This is a genomic window from Winogradskyella marina (assembly GCF_015645385.1).
GTDB lineage: Bacteria > Bacteroidota > Bacteroidia > Flavobacteriales > Flavobacteriaceae > Winogradskyella > Winogradskyella marina.
The window spans coordinates 1-16,112 of the sequence record NZ_JADOET010000002.1; the positions used below are offsets into that span (position 1 = coordinate 1).

The following is a 16,112-nucleotide window of genomic DNA, read 5'->3' on the forward strand; positions in this document are numbered from 1 at the left end:
GGTTGTGCCATCACTTACGGTTACAGTACCATTACCATTATCGGTTACCGTTACTGAGGTGCCGTCTACTCCATCTTCACCATCTGTTCCGTTAGTAACTATTACATCGTTTGTACCATCGCTTACAGTTATAGTACCATTACCATTATCGGTTACTGTTACAGAGGTTCCGTCAATACCGTCGGCACCATCTGCACCTACTAATGAACCTAAAAAGTCTTGTTCTGATCCTGAGTGCCCTGCTGCTAACCATTCTTCGTATGCTGATGTTCCATCTTGACCTGCTGGTCCTGCCGATAAACTAATAACAGTTTCATTACCATTTTCATCTCTATAGGTAATGGTACCGTCACCATTATCTTGAATTGAAGTTATTGTTTCAAGATTACCAATGTCTATTATGGTTGTGCTTCCTGCTTCATCTGTAAAAGAAAATGTACCGTCATTATTTTCAACAACAGTCGTTAGTGTTTCTAGATTCTGTACGATTTGCGTTAAATCTAATTGTGTAACTGTACCATTCTCATCGGTATAATCGATATGCGTGTTATCTGCGTTAAGTGCTAAACTCGTTATAGTTTCTAAATCACTAATATCTATTACAGTTAGATTGCCTTCTTCATCTGTAAATGTAAAAGTACCATCACTGTTAGCTACAATCGTAGTTAAGACTTCAAAATGTTTAATTACATCTTCAAGATCTATACTCGTTACCACACCATCTTCATCCGTGTATTCTAATGTGAAATCTTCTGTATTAAGCCCAAGGTATGTTAAATTTTCAAGGTCAGACATATTAATTACATGATCATCTCCATTTTCATCTGTATAGGTAAATTCATTATTTTGAATATCCCAAAACACAATATTATCTGGCAAATCATCTTCTACCATTAACTTATTCCAACGCCCTTCAAACCAATAATAATATCCAGGACTTAGCGTTGAAGAAGTATTTGTGTTATACACCAATAAGCTTTCAATATTCCCTGCTGAAATGGTTGTTTGATCGGTAACACTAGTTAGTGGCAATTGCGGTATTAAGATCCCACGATTTCCAGATACAATTTCTAATTGAGTGGATGGATTAGGCATATCGGTACCAATACCTACTTGCGAATAAATAAGATTACTTGTAATTAAAATAAGTAGTAATAATAGTTTTTTCATGAATTCTGATTGTTTTGCCTTAAGGCTTAAATACTTCTATTTTTAAAATGAGAGTTATACTGTTTAGGTTAAAAAATTGAAAACAAATGATAAAAAACGAAACAGTATATTAGAGGGATACGCATTAATTATGCAAAATTAGATTATCAATGAAGGTTATACGAATTGTACAATAGCCATTTACCGTAAAACAGATAGTGTGCAAACAATTGATTTTGTTACAGTTACATATTTGTTCAGGAAAATGATGTATTGCACTCTAATTTTGAAGGCAATTCATAAAAATAATGAGGATACAGGTAAATTATTTTAACTATGAAGAATATACTCCTATTGAGAAAGGAGCATTATACACCTGACAGTATGGAAGAAAAATTAGTCCGTATTAGCTTTTAAGTCTTCAATGAATTTTGAAGGACAAAGCCCTGTAATATTCTTAAAACTAGCAGAAAATTTACTGTGCGAAGAAAAACCAGACTCTTCAGCTAGATAACTTATCTTATAATTTAAGTACTCGGGATTGGTTTTTAACTTTTCGACAATATACTTAATACGCAATTCATTGATATAACTATTGTAATCCGTATGTTTCTCAAATTTAAGTATCGCTCTCAAATATTTAGCATTAGTATTTAACTCACCGACTAAAGTTGATAATGACATATTTTTATCTAAAAACTGATTTGATGCTTCAAAGACTTCTAATTTTTTTAGAAGTTCTTTTTTTGTTTTTTTAGACAAAAGAACTTCTGCAGAGTTATCATTACCGTCAGCAGTATTAATCTTAAGGCTGTGAAATATGTTTTTTCTATTATGATATACACCAAGAATTAATAGTAAACATAACCCTCCAATAATAACATAAAACTTAATATTAGAAGTCACCTGTTTAGGCTCTCCTTTTAGCATATTATAAGCACTATTTATCATGTGCTTTTTTTTAAGCGTGTTTTCAGTTAAAACAGCATCATATTTTGCATTGTAATAAACAACACTATCTAAGTTTTGTTTTTGTTTATAATAATCACCTAAATCCTTATATATTTTCTCTTTTAAAGACCCATGATTGCTTTTTTCAGAAATAACTAAGGCTTTATTGAGAAAGACACCAGCACTGTCTATGGCCTTAGATTGTAGAAATGCAAAACCTAACCTTCTATAAATTAAAGCTGCCCATAAAGAGCTCCCAGCGTCTGCTTTATTTATTAGCATGTTAGCTCTAGACAAATGCATCATTTCTTTTTCTACTTCTCCAAGTTGGTTATAGGAGCGTGCAATCATTTCTTCTACATTAGCTAAAGTGAAGTGTTTGAGTTGGATATTGTCTTCTTTTTGATAAGCATGGGTCGCCAACTTAAGATGTTCAATTGCTTTTTTATAATTTTCATCAACCAAATCGTATTCTGCCATTTCCTGATAACCCAAAGCCCTGTACTTTATGACTTGTTCTTTATCTGACATTTGCTCACTGGCCTCTATGCCTTTATTTAGGAATTTTTTTCCCTTATCTAAAAAACCAATTAGTCGATATTGGGTTGATAAAAACCCATATATTCTAGATTTAAAATTATAATCTTTTTCAGCTATAGCAATTTCAAGCGCTTGTTGTGCATACATAATAGCTTCACCTCGTTTCTCTTGTTTCGCTAAAATATCTGCAGTAAGCATAAGCGATTTTAACTTTTGCTTTACATTTTTAGAATTAATGAATAAAGAATCCGACAAATGCAGCGCTTTAATCGGATTGGAAGAAGAAATATTTATGGCAATGTCATAAAATATAGAATCAAATGCCTTAGATGACGTTTCTTTTTGAGAAAAAAGAACTAAAGGAACTAAACACAGGAAAAAGAACCGTTTTTTCATTAGTGATTATTTGAAAATCTAAAATTTTCAGCAAATGTAAAACAAAATCAGGTTTAATTAAAGGTTTTCCTACAAACAATACTGTATGCTTACTCCAGAACAAACTGCTGTAAATCAGCACTATTTAAGACTTATTCATAAGACTGTCTAGAGTTACACCTGACTATAAATTCAATTATAGAAAACAACTTTCAATAATTTGAGTTATCATTCTAGCAAGAACCCTATAAACCACAAAAAAGCCACTACTTTCGCAATAGTTTTGTTTGCTTTAGTTTTTCTTGTTTATTCTTAGAGAAAAGCATCCTCCTCCATTTAAAAAATCACTATTACCTGAATGTAACACTAAAACTATTCAACGGTTGAACTTTTATAATTTTTTAATCCTGCTTGCATCCATTCAAAATAGTCATCGGCATTTGGAGTGTAGCCTACCGGGTTTACAAGATTTTCCTCATCGTGATCCATCAGCACATAGAAAGGCTGGGTGTTGGCTTTATATTTTATGGTTTGCATCTCACTCCATTTCTGCCCAATGTATTTAAGCTGCTTTCCTGGGCGCAACTGAGACTCCACGATATCGCCTTCTTCCAACTTCCGTTTATCGTCGACATATAATGAAATCAGCACGACCTCATTCTTCAAGACGCTCAAAATCTTAGCCTTTGGCCAAACGTTCTGTTCCATTTTTCTACAATTCACGCACGCCCAACCTGTAAAATCAATCATCACTGGCTTATCCACTTTTTTGGCATAGGCCAAGCCCAGGTCATAGTCGTTGAACGCCATGATATCGTGCGGTGCTAAAAGGTGAGCTCCTTCTGGAAGCTCCTCATGGTTTGCAGCGGAACCTGCCGCTACTTTAGAATAACCAACACCATAAGGTGATTCGCTATACTCCAATGGTGGTGGAAACGCACTGATTAAGTTCAGCGGCGCTCCCCATAATCCTGGAATCATGTAAATGGTAAAAGACGTCACTAGCAATGCCATCATCAAACGTCCCACCGAAATATGAGCGAGAGGCGAATCATGCGGTAATTTGATCTTCCCAAAGAGGTACAATGCCAAAGCCCCAAATATAGCAATCCAGATGGCTATGAACACTTCTCTTTCAAGGATATGTAGTTGCAGTACTAAATCTGCCTGTGATAAAAATTTAAAGGCTAGTGCTAGTTCTAAAAACCCTAGGACGACTTTGACCGTGTTCAGCCAGCCTCCAGATTTTGGTAACGAATTCAACCAACCCGGAAATGCTGCAAACAAAGCAAAGGGCAGTGCAATGGCCAATGAAAACCCGAACATGCCTACAATAGGTGCCATCCCTCCTTTTGAGGCGGCTTCAACCAATAAAGTTCCAACGATTGGTCCTGTACATGAAAACGAAACGATAGCAAGGGCAAGGGCCATAAAGAAAATGCCAACAAGTCCACCTCTATCAGCTTGCTTGTCCACTTTATTAGCCCATGAATTGGGTAGCATGATCTCAAAGGCACCCAAAAAGGATACTGCAAATACCACTAACAATAAAAAGAAGATGACATTAAACCATACGTTGGTGGCCAATGCGTTGAGCGCATCTGCCCCAAAAATAGCGGTTACACCTGTGCCCAACAGCACATAAATAACTATAATGGCTAATCCATAGATAATGGCATTCTTAATCCCTGCCGCCTTAGACTTGCTCTGTTTCGTAAAAAAGCTAACGGTCATCGGAATCATAGGGAAGACGCAAGGAGTCAATAACGCTGCAAACCCTGATAGAAAAGCCAAAATAAATATAGCCCAAAGCCCTTTGTCCGATTCTTCCTCGCCTTGTGGTGTGTAAGTGTTATCAAGGGTGGTCTCAGAAAAATCAAGATCGCTATTAGCGTCTTCCTTATCTGCGCCCTCTGTGTTCTGGATGTTAAAATTAAAATCAATGTATGTTGGCGGTAGGCAGCGTTGGTCATCACAGACCATAAACTCTACTTCACCTTTTACCATTGACAGTTCAGCATTTAAAACTTTGATACGTTGTCTAAATTGAGCCTTGTCCTCAAAGAATTTGATCATCATGTTGAAGACAGGATCATCGACGGTATGCCCTTCGCCTTCCAAGGTCTTGCCGACTAATTCAAAAGCTTCTGATTTGGCGAATGTAAAGGTAGTGGGTATTGGTCCGTCCTCAGGAACCACTTGCGAATAGAGGTGCCAACCACGGTCTATGGTCGCGGTCATAATCAGGTCGTATTCTGTATCTGAAATTTTCTCAATAGTGGTGAACCATTTTACGGGCTCCAATACTTGGGAATAGACAGTGACAGATAAAGTCAATGTTAATAATGTAAGTATATATTTCATTGGGTTATGTTTGAATTTAATCTAATGAACAAATAGATAAAAGGAAATAGTTGAAATAAAAGTTGATGTTAAAAAAAATCACCTCAAAATAAAACTGAGGTGATTTTGAAATTAACTCAAATAATAATTAAAAAAAACAAACTATATTTTTATTGCAGGCTGATTTTTGGCTACTAGAATATAATCCATATAAATGGATAAAGCCTCTAACTGGTTGGTTAATTCGATAATTGTGAAGTCACTATTCATCTGATCTTTTAGGATAGAATAAAAATCTTTCCAGGGTGTTTTGTTTTGGACTTCATTTAGAATAATTTCCTCTTCATAATTATCTCCCCATTGTCCTGAATCCTCATGCAAAATAACTCCCGATATTAAATTTAAAGAAGTCTCTTCTTTTAATAGTTTTGCCATTCTGGGATTGTCGTCGTATAACGGTTTATAATATAAATGATCTCTTCCTACAAGCATTAAAAAATTCCTTTCTTCCGAACTGTTTAGGTACTGAACAATATTCTGTTTTATGTCTTCTTCCCTTGTTCCACCATAACCTTCAGCTCGATTTAACATGAGTTGACTCAACACTTCACCATCCTCCTTTTTAAGCAGTCCAAATAACTCCGTTTTTTGTTTTTTCAGTAACTCCTTTGTGCTTTTCACAAAAGCTTTACCTTCTTCAGATGGATGGCCTATGGTATATGTTTTAAAAAAACTTTGATCTTTTATTACAGACAATAATGAATCAATTGACTTTGGCAACCCTTTTTCTTTATGTGGTTTTAAAATATTGTACAAACTATAACCGAAGGTCCGTGTTCTATCAAAATCAACTCCAACGACTTTCAGAGGCACTTCCTTTGTGGAATTAAAGGCGTATATCTCTTTCCATGCTTCCTTCCATGATGTATAAAATCCGCCATAAATTGTATATGCTAAATATTTTTCATCTCCTGATTCTAAATATTTATTATAAAAATAGGCTTCGGCAGGTCCGAATTCAATAAACAACGTTCTCAAACCTTTGTTTTCATACAGCGATTTGATTAGCTCGGGGTAAATGGTTGAAGCTACAGAAGAAGAGTGATTTTCTCCTAACAACAATAAATTTTTACCTTTCTCATTTTTGAAAAATGAATCAAAATAGTGTTGATTCTCAATTGTAACTTGACCAACTACTAAACTGGTTGACAAGATGAAAATGAATCCTATAAAAAGTCTTAAATACATCGCAATAGGGTTAAAGTTGGTGTTTGTCAAACAATTTTAAAAGCATAGGATCTGATGGAAATGGTGCCGTGGCATCAATAACTTTTCCTTCAGGATCTAAAAAAATAAATCTCGGAATCATTTTTATATTATAGGTTTCTGAAAGTATATCGTGTGTTTCCTTACTGGCAATTAATTGATGACCAGTAAGAGATTTTTCTTTAACAAAATTCAACCATTTCTCATGATCTTTTGCCTTGTCAAAAGATATACTAACAAATTGTATATTCTTACCATGATATTGCTTTTCAACCTTTTGAAGACTCGGAATTTCCTTAATACAAGGACCACACCAAGTTGCCCATAAATCAATATAAGTATACTTACCTCTAAAATCTGATAAAGAAACACTTTCTCCTTTAGTATTTTCAAATTTAACATCAGGTGCCTCACTTCCTTCGAGCATACCTTCTAAATGTGTGAATTTTTCCCGAACTACCTTTGCCATTTCTGGATAGGGCGAAGAAGCGTCAAAAGCATTGTAAAGTCTATTTGAAAAATCACTAGATAAAGAATAAGCCATATACTCATACCTTACCTTTTCTGGAAGTTCATTTTCTAACCAATCATAAAACTCTTCAGGTTCGGATTCCTTCTCTATATATAGGTCATACTTTTTCTTCAAAAACGCTTTAAGAGAATAAAAGTATCCAATGCCATTTTCACTAATACTGTAGTCTAAATTCACATCTTTTAAAAAGTCAAAATAATCTTCTGGCAAATCAGGTTCCTTATTATTGTTGTAACTCGAGTTTATACTTGGATAATTGATTTTAGAACTAATTAATGTTGCATAGTTATTGATTTCATAAAACCTTATTAATTCTTCACTGAGATTATATTTGGATTTATAATCATTGAGAAAATCCATTTTTTCATTATATAGCCTCTCTGCATTTTGTTTAAAATCATTTGGTTCTCTTTGACTAACATCATACCAATTTTTGAGATATTTATGTTTATAATCGTTAAATGTTTCTTCTTCTGCAATTGCAAATAGAATATCATCTGTGGAGTCTCCTGTAATATTTAAGGTCTCTTTTATATCATCAGCATCCACAGCCACATTCATACTATCACCTTGTTTTAAATAGAGATACAACATCTTAGAATCAAAAGTTCCTGTTTTAACAATAGAGTCTTTTCCGTCTTTAGTAGTGAAACTAAATTCTTCAGTTATAGGTGTTCTTCCAAAAGAAAACCAACCTTTGAGGGGTTCTTTTGACTCCAACCTCATTTTAAACTTCCCTACACTATCAAACTCAACAGGATGTTGCGTTAAATTTTGTAAAAAATCATAGGCATAATATGAAAAATTCAAAGTTGTGTCCTTTACGTTTTCAACCTGTCCGGTTACAACTATTGCGTTAGATTTTATTGCTTTTTTCTCCTTCTTTTCACAAGACACGATTAATATCAATGTTAACACAAGAAAAAATAAGTTGTTTTTCATTTTTAAATTATTCATAAATTAGTTGTTTTCAGGATTATAAGGGCTCTCCTCCCAATTTGCATTAACAATATCCAAATCAACACCTTCTTGTCTAAACATCGCATCTACGAGATCGTATTTTTGTCTTACCATTGGATAAAGATTAAAGATGCTATCTTTCGTACTATTTGGGGTTGTTGCGGCCCATGCTGCAAATAGGTCAAAATCTTGTTGGTGTGATTTGATTAGGTTTTGGTTATCCGTTAAAAACCCTTTTTCATAGGCTGAATCTAAAGAGTTGACTTGCCAATAATAAACAGCTGCATCCGTCTTTATATCTACAAATGGTTGATAAAAGGAATTGGTGTTTGTTGCATCATTACGGAATATGTTAGAAAGCCCATAGTAGAACGTTTGTTTAAGTTTTGTGCTATCCATTTCTTCATTTTTTAAGCCTCCAACGGTCAAATCTCCATTGGAATTATACCAAAGCTTTGATATGTATTCATAGCTATTATAAGAACTAGTTCCTACAATTAAATCATTTTCAAATAAATAGAAATTTCGTGGTACGAGGTTTCTGTTGTCAAGGGGAAGTTCATTTATAAATTCATCTTCAATCATATTGATATAGATTATTGCAGCAGTGGTATCAGCAGGCAATCTTTCTGCTGAAATATTCAGACCTTCTTCTGAAACTAAATCTTCATACATCCTAGGGTTTGTAATATCGGTATACACCACAATACCAAAATCATCGTATAAGCTTAAAATTCTATCATTTAATGGACTTCCTGAAACAAGATTTGCAGGCAACTCATTTGGAGCTACATAGTCTGCTTCAAGAGGCCCTTCTTTGCTGCACGCAACGATACACGCCACTACGACGACGAGTAGAGATAAACGAGTAATATTTGTAATATTTTTCATAATGAATATATTTTATCTTGGATTTTTTTGCATCAATGGATTATAGTCAAGTTCTATTTGTGGGATCTGTAATATATACCGTGGATCATTATCAGAAAGGATATAGGTCTCATTATCATAACTGTGGATAATTTCAGGCATACCATAACGCCTCAAATCATACCATCTATGGAATTCGCCAAAGAGTTCTCGACGTCTTTCATCCCTAACTACATTTATAACTTCTTCTTGACTGTCATAAACTTGAGTAGTATATTTATAATAATCTGGATTTGCATCAAATGACGCATCAAATTTAGTTCTTCTAATAGTGTTAAGGTCTGCCAATGCTTGATCTTGCTGGTTTAACATTGCGTAAGCTTCTGCTCTATTTAAAAAAGCCTCCTCTACCCTGAATCCACGAATAGGTTCTCCCAAACGATTTGGAAACGGTCTGTTTTTAAAATAAGCTCTTCCCAAAGGTCCTTTCACATACGTAAAATAATATAACCTTAAATCGCCTGGTTCATATAAATCTGTGAGATCATCTGAAATTGCAAGTGCTCCTGGGAAAAAGACATAATAGTACATTTCATTTGAACCATATTTAAATAACAGATTTGAATTTCCATCATTAAAATAATGTGTTCCTTGACCATATCCCCAACTTGTTTGGGCAAAATTTATAGAGTTTGTTGAAAGATCAAATAATGTATTATTAAGTCCTATAGTTTTATCTGCAAACAAAATGACATCTTGATACCTTTGTTGGTATAGCGCAACCCTAGATGCCAATAAATTAGCAGCAACAGGTGTTATTTTGTAAACAGATGTGACACGTTGATCATTCTCTTCCATTAATTGAATACCTGCTAAAAGGTCATTATTAATTTGATCATAAACTTCCTGTACTGTGTTTCTTACATAAGACTCTGCCTGTACTGTGGGATCCAATTTGAGAGGCACCCCCAAATCAGAACTAGCTGTACTCTCACTATATGGCGCACCATAAAGATTAACAAGTTTAAAATAAGAAAACGCCCGTAGCACCATTGCTTCACCTTTAGTATAAGCTATTTCCTCAGCATTTCCATCTGCACCATCCACATTGTCTATAACAACGTTGGTATAATATATTGTTTGATAAAAGTTTTTCCAAGCCTGATCGTAGCCATTTAGCATGGAACTATGCTCATGGGTATCCTCGAATGTGAAGGGGTGCAACGCATATTCTCCTCGATCAATGTTTAAATATCTTATGTCTTGATCGTCAGTCATCATTTCCACATAATAATCTAAAGCTACAATGGTTCCATAATCTTTCGTAGTAGGATATGCAAAATTTAATAATTCTACATAATCACTAATTGTTTGTGGCTTCAATTTATTTTGAGGCTCCTCCTCTAAAGCCTTATCGCAGGAAGTCATTAATAGGACTAATACTGGTATAATTTTCTTTAAAATAGATTTCATAATATTATGTTTAATTAAAATGTCACATTAAAACTCATCAAAAATGAAGTTGGGATAGGTAAAGATTTGTATGGGAAAGTTTCTGGATCATACCCATCTAAACCTTCATCAGCAAACAGCAATAAATTGTTACCTTCAATTTGAATATAACCTCTTGTTAACTTTAAACTTTTGAGCATATTTTCTGGTAAATTGTATTGAAGTGTCACATTACTTAAGCGTAAATAGTCTCCTTTAATCACTCTAATATCACTCTTGTTCCAATAGTACTTATGATTATTAGCTCCTGTTTCATTTTGAATATGCGGAATATCAGTAAAGTTTTCATCTCCTGGCTCTCTCCAAGCGTTAAGAAGTTCCCTATTCAAATTTTGATCCGGAGAATACATCCATGACGTTAAAATTTCTTCTTTTCTGAAATAATTACCAAATCCATAGGTCATGAGCGCTGAAAGTCGAAAATTTCGAAATTCAAAGAGATTGCTAATTCCTCCTTGGTATGGAGCTTCTATTGGACCATTATACACCAGGTCTTCCATACCAAATTCTAGATCTCTTGAAGAGGTTGTTGTCTCACCATTCGCAAGATTAAAATGAGCGATTCCATTTTCATCCAAGTGACTGTAAGAAACTGAATAAAGCGCATTTAAAGGTTTTCCAACAATGGCTGCATCAGGTTTATAAGGAAATGGGGATAACATTCTTGACACATTTGGATCTATATTTACTTTCTTAACCTCATTTTTATTATAGGCAAAATTTACTGTGGTACTCCAATTAAAGCCAGGTTTAGCATTACGAATATTCCTAGTTGTTAACCCAAATTCAACTCCTTTATTAGAGACATCAGCAAAATTAATAGGCAATGATGAAAAACCGTTGACTTCAGAAATTCTAGTATTAGTAATCAAATCTTTACTATACCGATCATATACGTCAATTGCTCCCTGAATTCTATTATTTAATATTGCAAAATCTAACCCAATATTGGTACTATATGTTTTCTCCCATCTTAGATTGGGATTCGCTGGAGAAGCTATTGTCAATAAATCTAAGTCTGACCAATATGCAGGATTTAAAAATGACGCTACAATTTGAGGCGTATTTTGCGAATTGGTGGACCCTTGTAACCCATATGAAGCACGGATTGATAGATTATCGAATACACTTTCTTTAAGAAAATTTTCTTCCATCACATTCCACCTTCCTGAAACAGACCAAGCAGGCTCCCATCTATATTCTGGACTTGAACCAAATAAATTTGACCCATCGAAACGCACATTACCATTGATGACATACTTATCATATAGAGAATATGTTAATACACCAAAATATGACGCAGATTTAGTAGTATAGTCTCTAATTTTCAAATAAGGTGAACCAGCCAACTCTTCACCGATATTCTCACTGGTAGCAATGACACGTCCTCTATCATGCAAATAGCCCCATCCAACTGTATTATCACCTCTGTAATTATTAACGCGGTATTCTCCTCCTGCGTAAAATTTAAAATAATTCACATCAGTTTCAACTGGAGTATATTCCACAGCCATTCGCGTCATATAATATTCCTGAAAATTAGAATTAGAAAAAATAACACCGCCTCTAGGCAAATTACTATCTTCTGGCGCAGGTTCTCCATAATTAGACCTTCTTATCCCAGCGACTTGATTTGTCTCTTCTGTATAGTATGTCTCATTTAACTGATTACTATTGGTAAAATTAAATACTCCAAAAAATTTAAGGTTATCAAGAGCATCATAATTAATGGATAGTCTAGTAGTATTACTGTTTGTTTTAGTTTCTTGGTTAGAATTATCATATTCATTCATAATATTGAACAAATAAAAATCACTGTGCCCTCGGTACATGTTATAGCTTCCATCATTATTATAAAGCGGGAATGTTCTACTGGTGTTTATAGCATAGTTAAAAGGGGTCGGAGTAACTCTCGTAAAATTCGATATTCCTGCAGGAACATAGCTATAAGGATATGAAGATCTGTTTGTATTAAAAGTAGATAAATATAATTCTACATTCAATTTCTCGGACAATTTTGCATTTAACTTAACTGAACCGTTGTAGCGTCTATTTGTAGTCAAAACATCTGTTCCTTCTTGATTCAAATAAGATAATGACGCATAATAATTAACATTCTTACCACCACCTGAGATATTAAAATCAGTTGATAAACTTACGGCATCTCTAAACAGCTCCTTAAACCAATCTGTATTAGACGTTTGCGCTAAACGCACTTCATCTTCAAATTGTTGCCAATTTTGTAAATCTCTATTTTTATACCGTGCATATGCCCCTGCAAGTCCAACAGAATTGATATTGGCATCAGCGTTATAATATTGTAATCCAGAATCAAAGTAATACTGTTCTATGCCAATCCGCTCTTTAGAATTCATGAGGTTAAAGTCACTATAGCGCGGTCTCTGAGTAACGCTTGTACCGATGTTAATATTAATTACTGGTTTCCCTTCAATGCCTCTTTTAGTTTTAAGTACAATAACACCACCTGCTGCTCTAACTCCATAAATTGCTGATGCAGAAGCATCTTTTAGCACCGTTATAGACTCTATATCTTGGGGATTTATACCTGACATGGAGTTTCCAATACGATTTACTAAGTCTGGAGTATTCAATTCTGCTGGCGTTAATGGCACTGGATCTTCCAAAACTACACCATCAACAACCCACAAAGGAGACGTGTTTCCCGTTAATGTAGATGTTCCTCTTATTTTAACAATAGGCACAGAACCAACCTCACCCGAGGTTTTTGCAACTGCAACACCGGCGATTTGACCTTGGATCATATTATCAATTTGAGGATTCCATGCTGGGATATCCTTTGTTTTCACAGTACTTATTGCCCCTGTGTTTTTTTTCTCAACAATAGTATTGTACCCTGTTATGATAACTTCACTCAAAGACGCAACATCCTCCACTAGAATTACGTCAATGTTATGCTGGTCCTTCACTTCGATAGTTTGAGTAAAAAAACCAATAGAAGAAAAAACTAAAGCATCATTAGAATTCGCTTTTATAGAATATTCACCATTAAAATCAGTTGAAGTTCCTATATTCTTATTTTTTACCAAAATAGTAACTCCCATCATCGGAACCCCATTTTCATCTACTACTTTTCCTGTTACCGTCACAGCTTGTCTCAAGTTAGAAGAACTCTTCTCTCTCTTTTTTACAATCACTGTACTCTTAGAAAACTCAAAAGTCAAATTACCTGGAGTCAAACTTTTCTCAAGTAGTATGCTTACTTTAATGATGCCTTTTTCGAGAGGTACTTGAGGAACATTTTTTATAAGATCATTTCTATAAACAAATTTTAAATCCGTTTGTTTATTTATTAACGAAAAAATCTTTTCAATGGATAACGATTGATCGGAATCTATAACGATATCAACATCTTGAGAAAATCCTAGTTTCGGACTTAAACTAAAGACTGTAGTACAAAACAGAAAGATAAACGTTTTCATCATTACCGTTAAAAATCTTCGTTTATGACAAACGAAGAGGTTGGTCATTTTAATTTTCATAAATTTGCATGGAGTTAGTTAAACATTATTTTAATTAATTCTCTTTAAAGGGATTTAGCTACTGCTGTGGAAGGTGCTGGCTTTATTCCTTTTTTATTTTATGATTATCTTTTTATCATCTATTTTAAAATCCATTTCTCCTGTTTTCTTAATGTTATTTAGTAATTCTTCAATATTATCACTTCTGTTTAAAATTCCAGAAAACACAATATCTCGGTTGTTTTCATTTTCAAATAACACTTCTACATCGTACCATCTCGATAAGGTCTTCATCATATGTCCCAAGGACTCCTTGTCAAACATGAAATAACCGTTTCGCCACGATGTTTCATAGGCAACATCTACATTTTTTACCGTTAAGCTATTGTTTTCTATATTTATTGCACATTGTTGCCCCGGATTCAATAATTTCTCTCCAAATTCTGACGTCACAGCTACTTTGCCTTCTACCAACGTACTGTATATAGTATTTTCATCTTCATAAGCCTTAACATTAAACTCTGTACCAAGTACAGTGATTTCCTGAGATTTTGTAAGCACATTGAAGGTTGCCCCCTTATGTTTACTACTTGGTGACACATCAAAATATGCCTCTCCATAAACTAATTCGATATTACGAGGTTTGCCCTCAATAAAACGCACAGGGTATTTTATTTTTGATTCCGAGTTCAACCATACTTGGGTACCATCAGAGAGTTCAACGAAATATTGACCACCTCTTGGAATTGTAAGGTAATTATATCTGATTTCAGCAACATTTGCTTCTTTTACAGGTGTATTATATGATACTTTTTCGCCTTTTACGACCATATTGCCTTTTGAAAATTTAGAATCCTTTTCCAAGGGCATTTGTGTACCGTCTTCCAATGTTAAAATCGCCTTATTTGATCCTGGTTGTATATTGGAAGTCACTATATGATGTTCCAATGATTTTTCAGAGGAAAGTTGCTGCGTTACAAACGGAATTGAAATAAGAAGGACAATAGCCGCTGCCACTGCATATTTCCAATTGGAATTCTTCTTTTTCCTTACTAATAACTTAGTTGAAAGTTCGTTCCAAGCTTTTTCAACATCAATATCAATATCCTCTATATCTTTTGAGTAATTATTTTTGATTCTGCTAAAATACACCCTATGAAGGTCAGACTCCTTGAGCCATGAATCGAAAATAGCCTCTTCCTTTTTTGAAAGCGTATCGTTTAGTTTTTTGATAAGAATTTTAAACTCCATAATGGTCTATTTATTCGGGGCTTTACTATAAAGACAACGAAAATTTAAAAAAGGGTGACATTTTTGTTAAAAAAATGTGAAGTTATTATTAAGTAAGACTATTTGTAGTGAATTTATAGGTATAAATCTAATAATACAAGCACACACATGATAGATTCGCTAATTTTCAGTTTAGCTCTTTTTAACTGTGTTTTTACGGTATTAATGGAGATATCCAATTCGGCAGCAATTTCTTTGTACTTGTAACCATGCAAAAATTTAAGCCTTACAATTTGCTGCATTTTATCAGGAAGTGAATCTACTATTTTGAGAACTTGATGATAAACAATTTGCTTGTCCTGATCTGAAGTAGTATCAAAAACATGTTCAGTTATGAGTGCAATATTAAAATCCAGAAGGTCAAAATTATCAGTAATTTTCAAGGATTTTAAATAGTTTAGACATCGGTTTCTAACCATTCTATATATATAACCCTGAAGTGAGGATTCTATATTTATCTTTTCAGGTTTTTCCCAGATGTAAACAAAAACATCCTGAACCACATCTTCACTTGCCTGTTTGTCAAACAAATACCCATTGGCATATATAACTAAATCTTCATAATTTTTATTGAAAAAAATTTTAAAAACCTGACGGTTTCCTTTTTTTATTTCATTTATGATAAGATTCATTAGTTCAGAGGGGATTTTGGAGTGTAAAACAAATCTATAAAAAAGAAATTTAATGATGTCTACCCTTTATGAATAACAACAAGCCTTATATAATTATATCGGAGTTTATTTCATAACCTGTAAGGTTGTTTTAAGACATTTTGAATCTTAAGCCACTGACCTAACAGACAACTGTCTGTCAATAATATCATT

General features: G+C 34.0%; 9 protein-coding genes and 1 pseudogene. All 10 read right to left on the bottom strand.

What is annotated here, in order from left to right:
- Nucleotides 1-1,170, bottom strand: a pseudogene (locus tag ITJ86_RS03205) (hypothetical protein); the annotation flags it as partial.
- A 375-nt stretch (nt 1,171-1,545) separates the two neighbouring features.
- Nucleotides 1,546-3,036 carry a helix-turn-helix domain-containing protein gene (locus ITJ86_RS03210; RefSeq protein WP_195870177.1) on the bottom strand — a complete coding sequence of 497 codons (1,491 nt, stop codon included), beginning with the start codon at nt 3,034-3,036 and terminating at the stop codon, nt 1,546-1,548.
- Nucleotides 3,037-3,387: 351 nt separating this feature from the next.
- A complete protein-coding gene (locus tag ITJ86_RS03215) occupies nt 3,388-5,379 on the bottom strand; it encodes a protein-disulfide reductase DsbD family protein (protein ID WP_195870178.1) in 1,992 nt (663 codons plus the stop codon).
- A gap of 141 nt (nt 5,380-5,520) precedes the next feature.
- Complete coding sequence (locus ITJ86_RS03220) at nt 5,521-6,636, bottom strand: TraB/GumN family protein (protein WP_195870179.1); 1,116 nt, start codon at nt 6,634-6,636, stop codon at nt 5,521-5,523.
- Entirely contained in the window at nt 6,617-8,113 is a 1,497-nt protein-coding gene (locus ITJ86_RS03225; protein WP_195870180.1) for a TlpA family protein disulfide reductase, read from the bottom strand. Before ITJ86_RS03225 ends, ITJ86_RS03220 begins: the two co-directional genes overlap by 20 nt.
- A 3-nt stretch (nt 8,114-8,116) precedes the next feature.
- Nucleotides 8,117-9,007: a hypothetical protein gene (locus tag ITJ86_RS03230; RefSeq protein ID WP_195870181.1), complete on the bottom strand. Its 891-nt coding sequence runs from the start codon at nt 9,005-9,007 to the stop codon at nt 8,117-8,119.
- A 12-nt stretch (nt 9,008-9,019) separates the two neighbouring features.
- Entirely contained in the window at nt 9,020-10,459 is a 1,440-nt protein-coding gene (locus ITJ86_RS03235) for a RagB/SusD family nutrient uptake outer membrane protein (protein WP_195870182.1), read from the bottom strand.
- Between the two features lie 14 nt (nt 10,460-10,473).
- Entirely contained in the window at nt 10,474-14,019 is a 3,546-nt protein-coding gene (locus ITJ86_RS03240; protein ID WP_195870183.1) for a SusC/RagA family TonB-linked outer membrane protein, read from the bottom strand.
- Nucleotides 14,020-14,112: 93 nt separating this feature from the next.
- Nucleotides 14,113-15,249 carry a FecR family protein gene (locus ITJ86_RS03245; RefSeq protein WP_195870184.1) on the bottom strand — a complete coding sequence of 379 codons (1,137 nt, stop codon included), beginning with the start codon at nt 15,247-15,249 and terminating at the stop codon, nt 14,113-14,115.
- 113 nt (nt 15,250-15,362) lie between these two features.
- Nucleotides 15,363-15,920, bottom strand: coding sequence for an RNA polymerase sigma factor (locus ITJ86_RS03250; RefSeq protein WP_195870185.1), 558 nt, complete (start codon nt 15,918-15,920; stop codon nt 15,363-15,365).
- Nucleotides 15,921-16,112 lie beyond the last annotated feature (192 nt).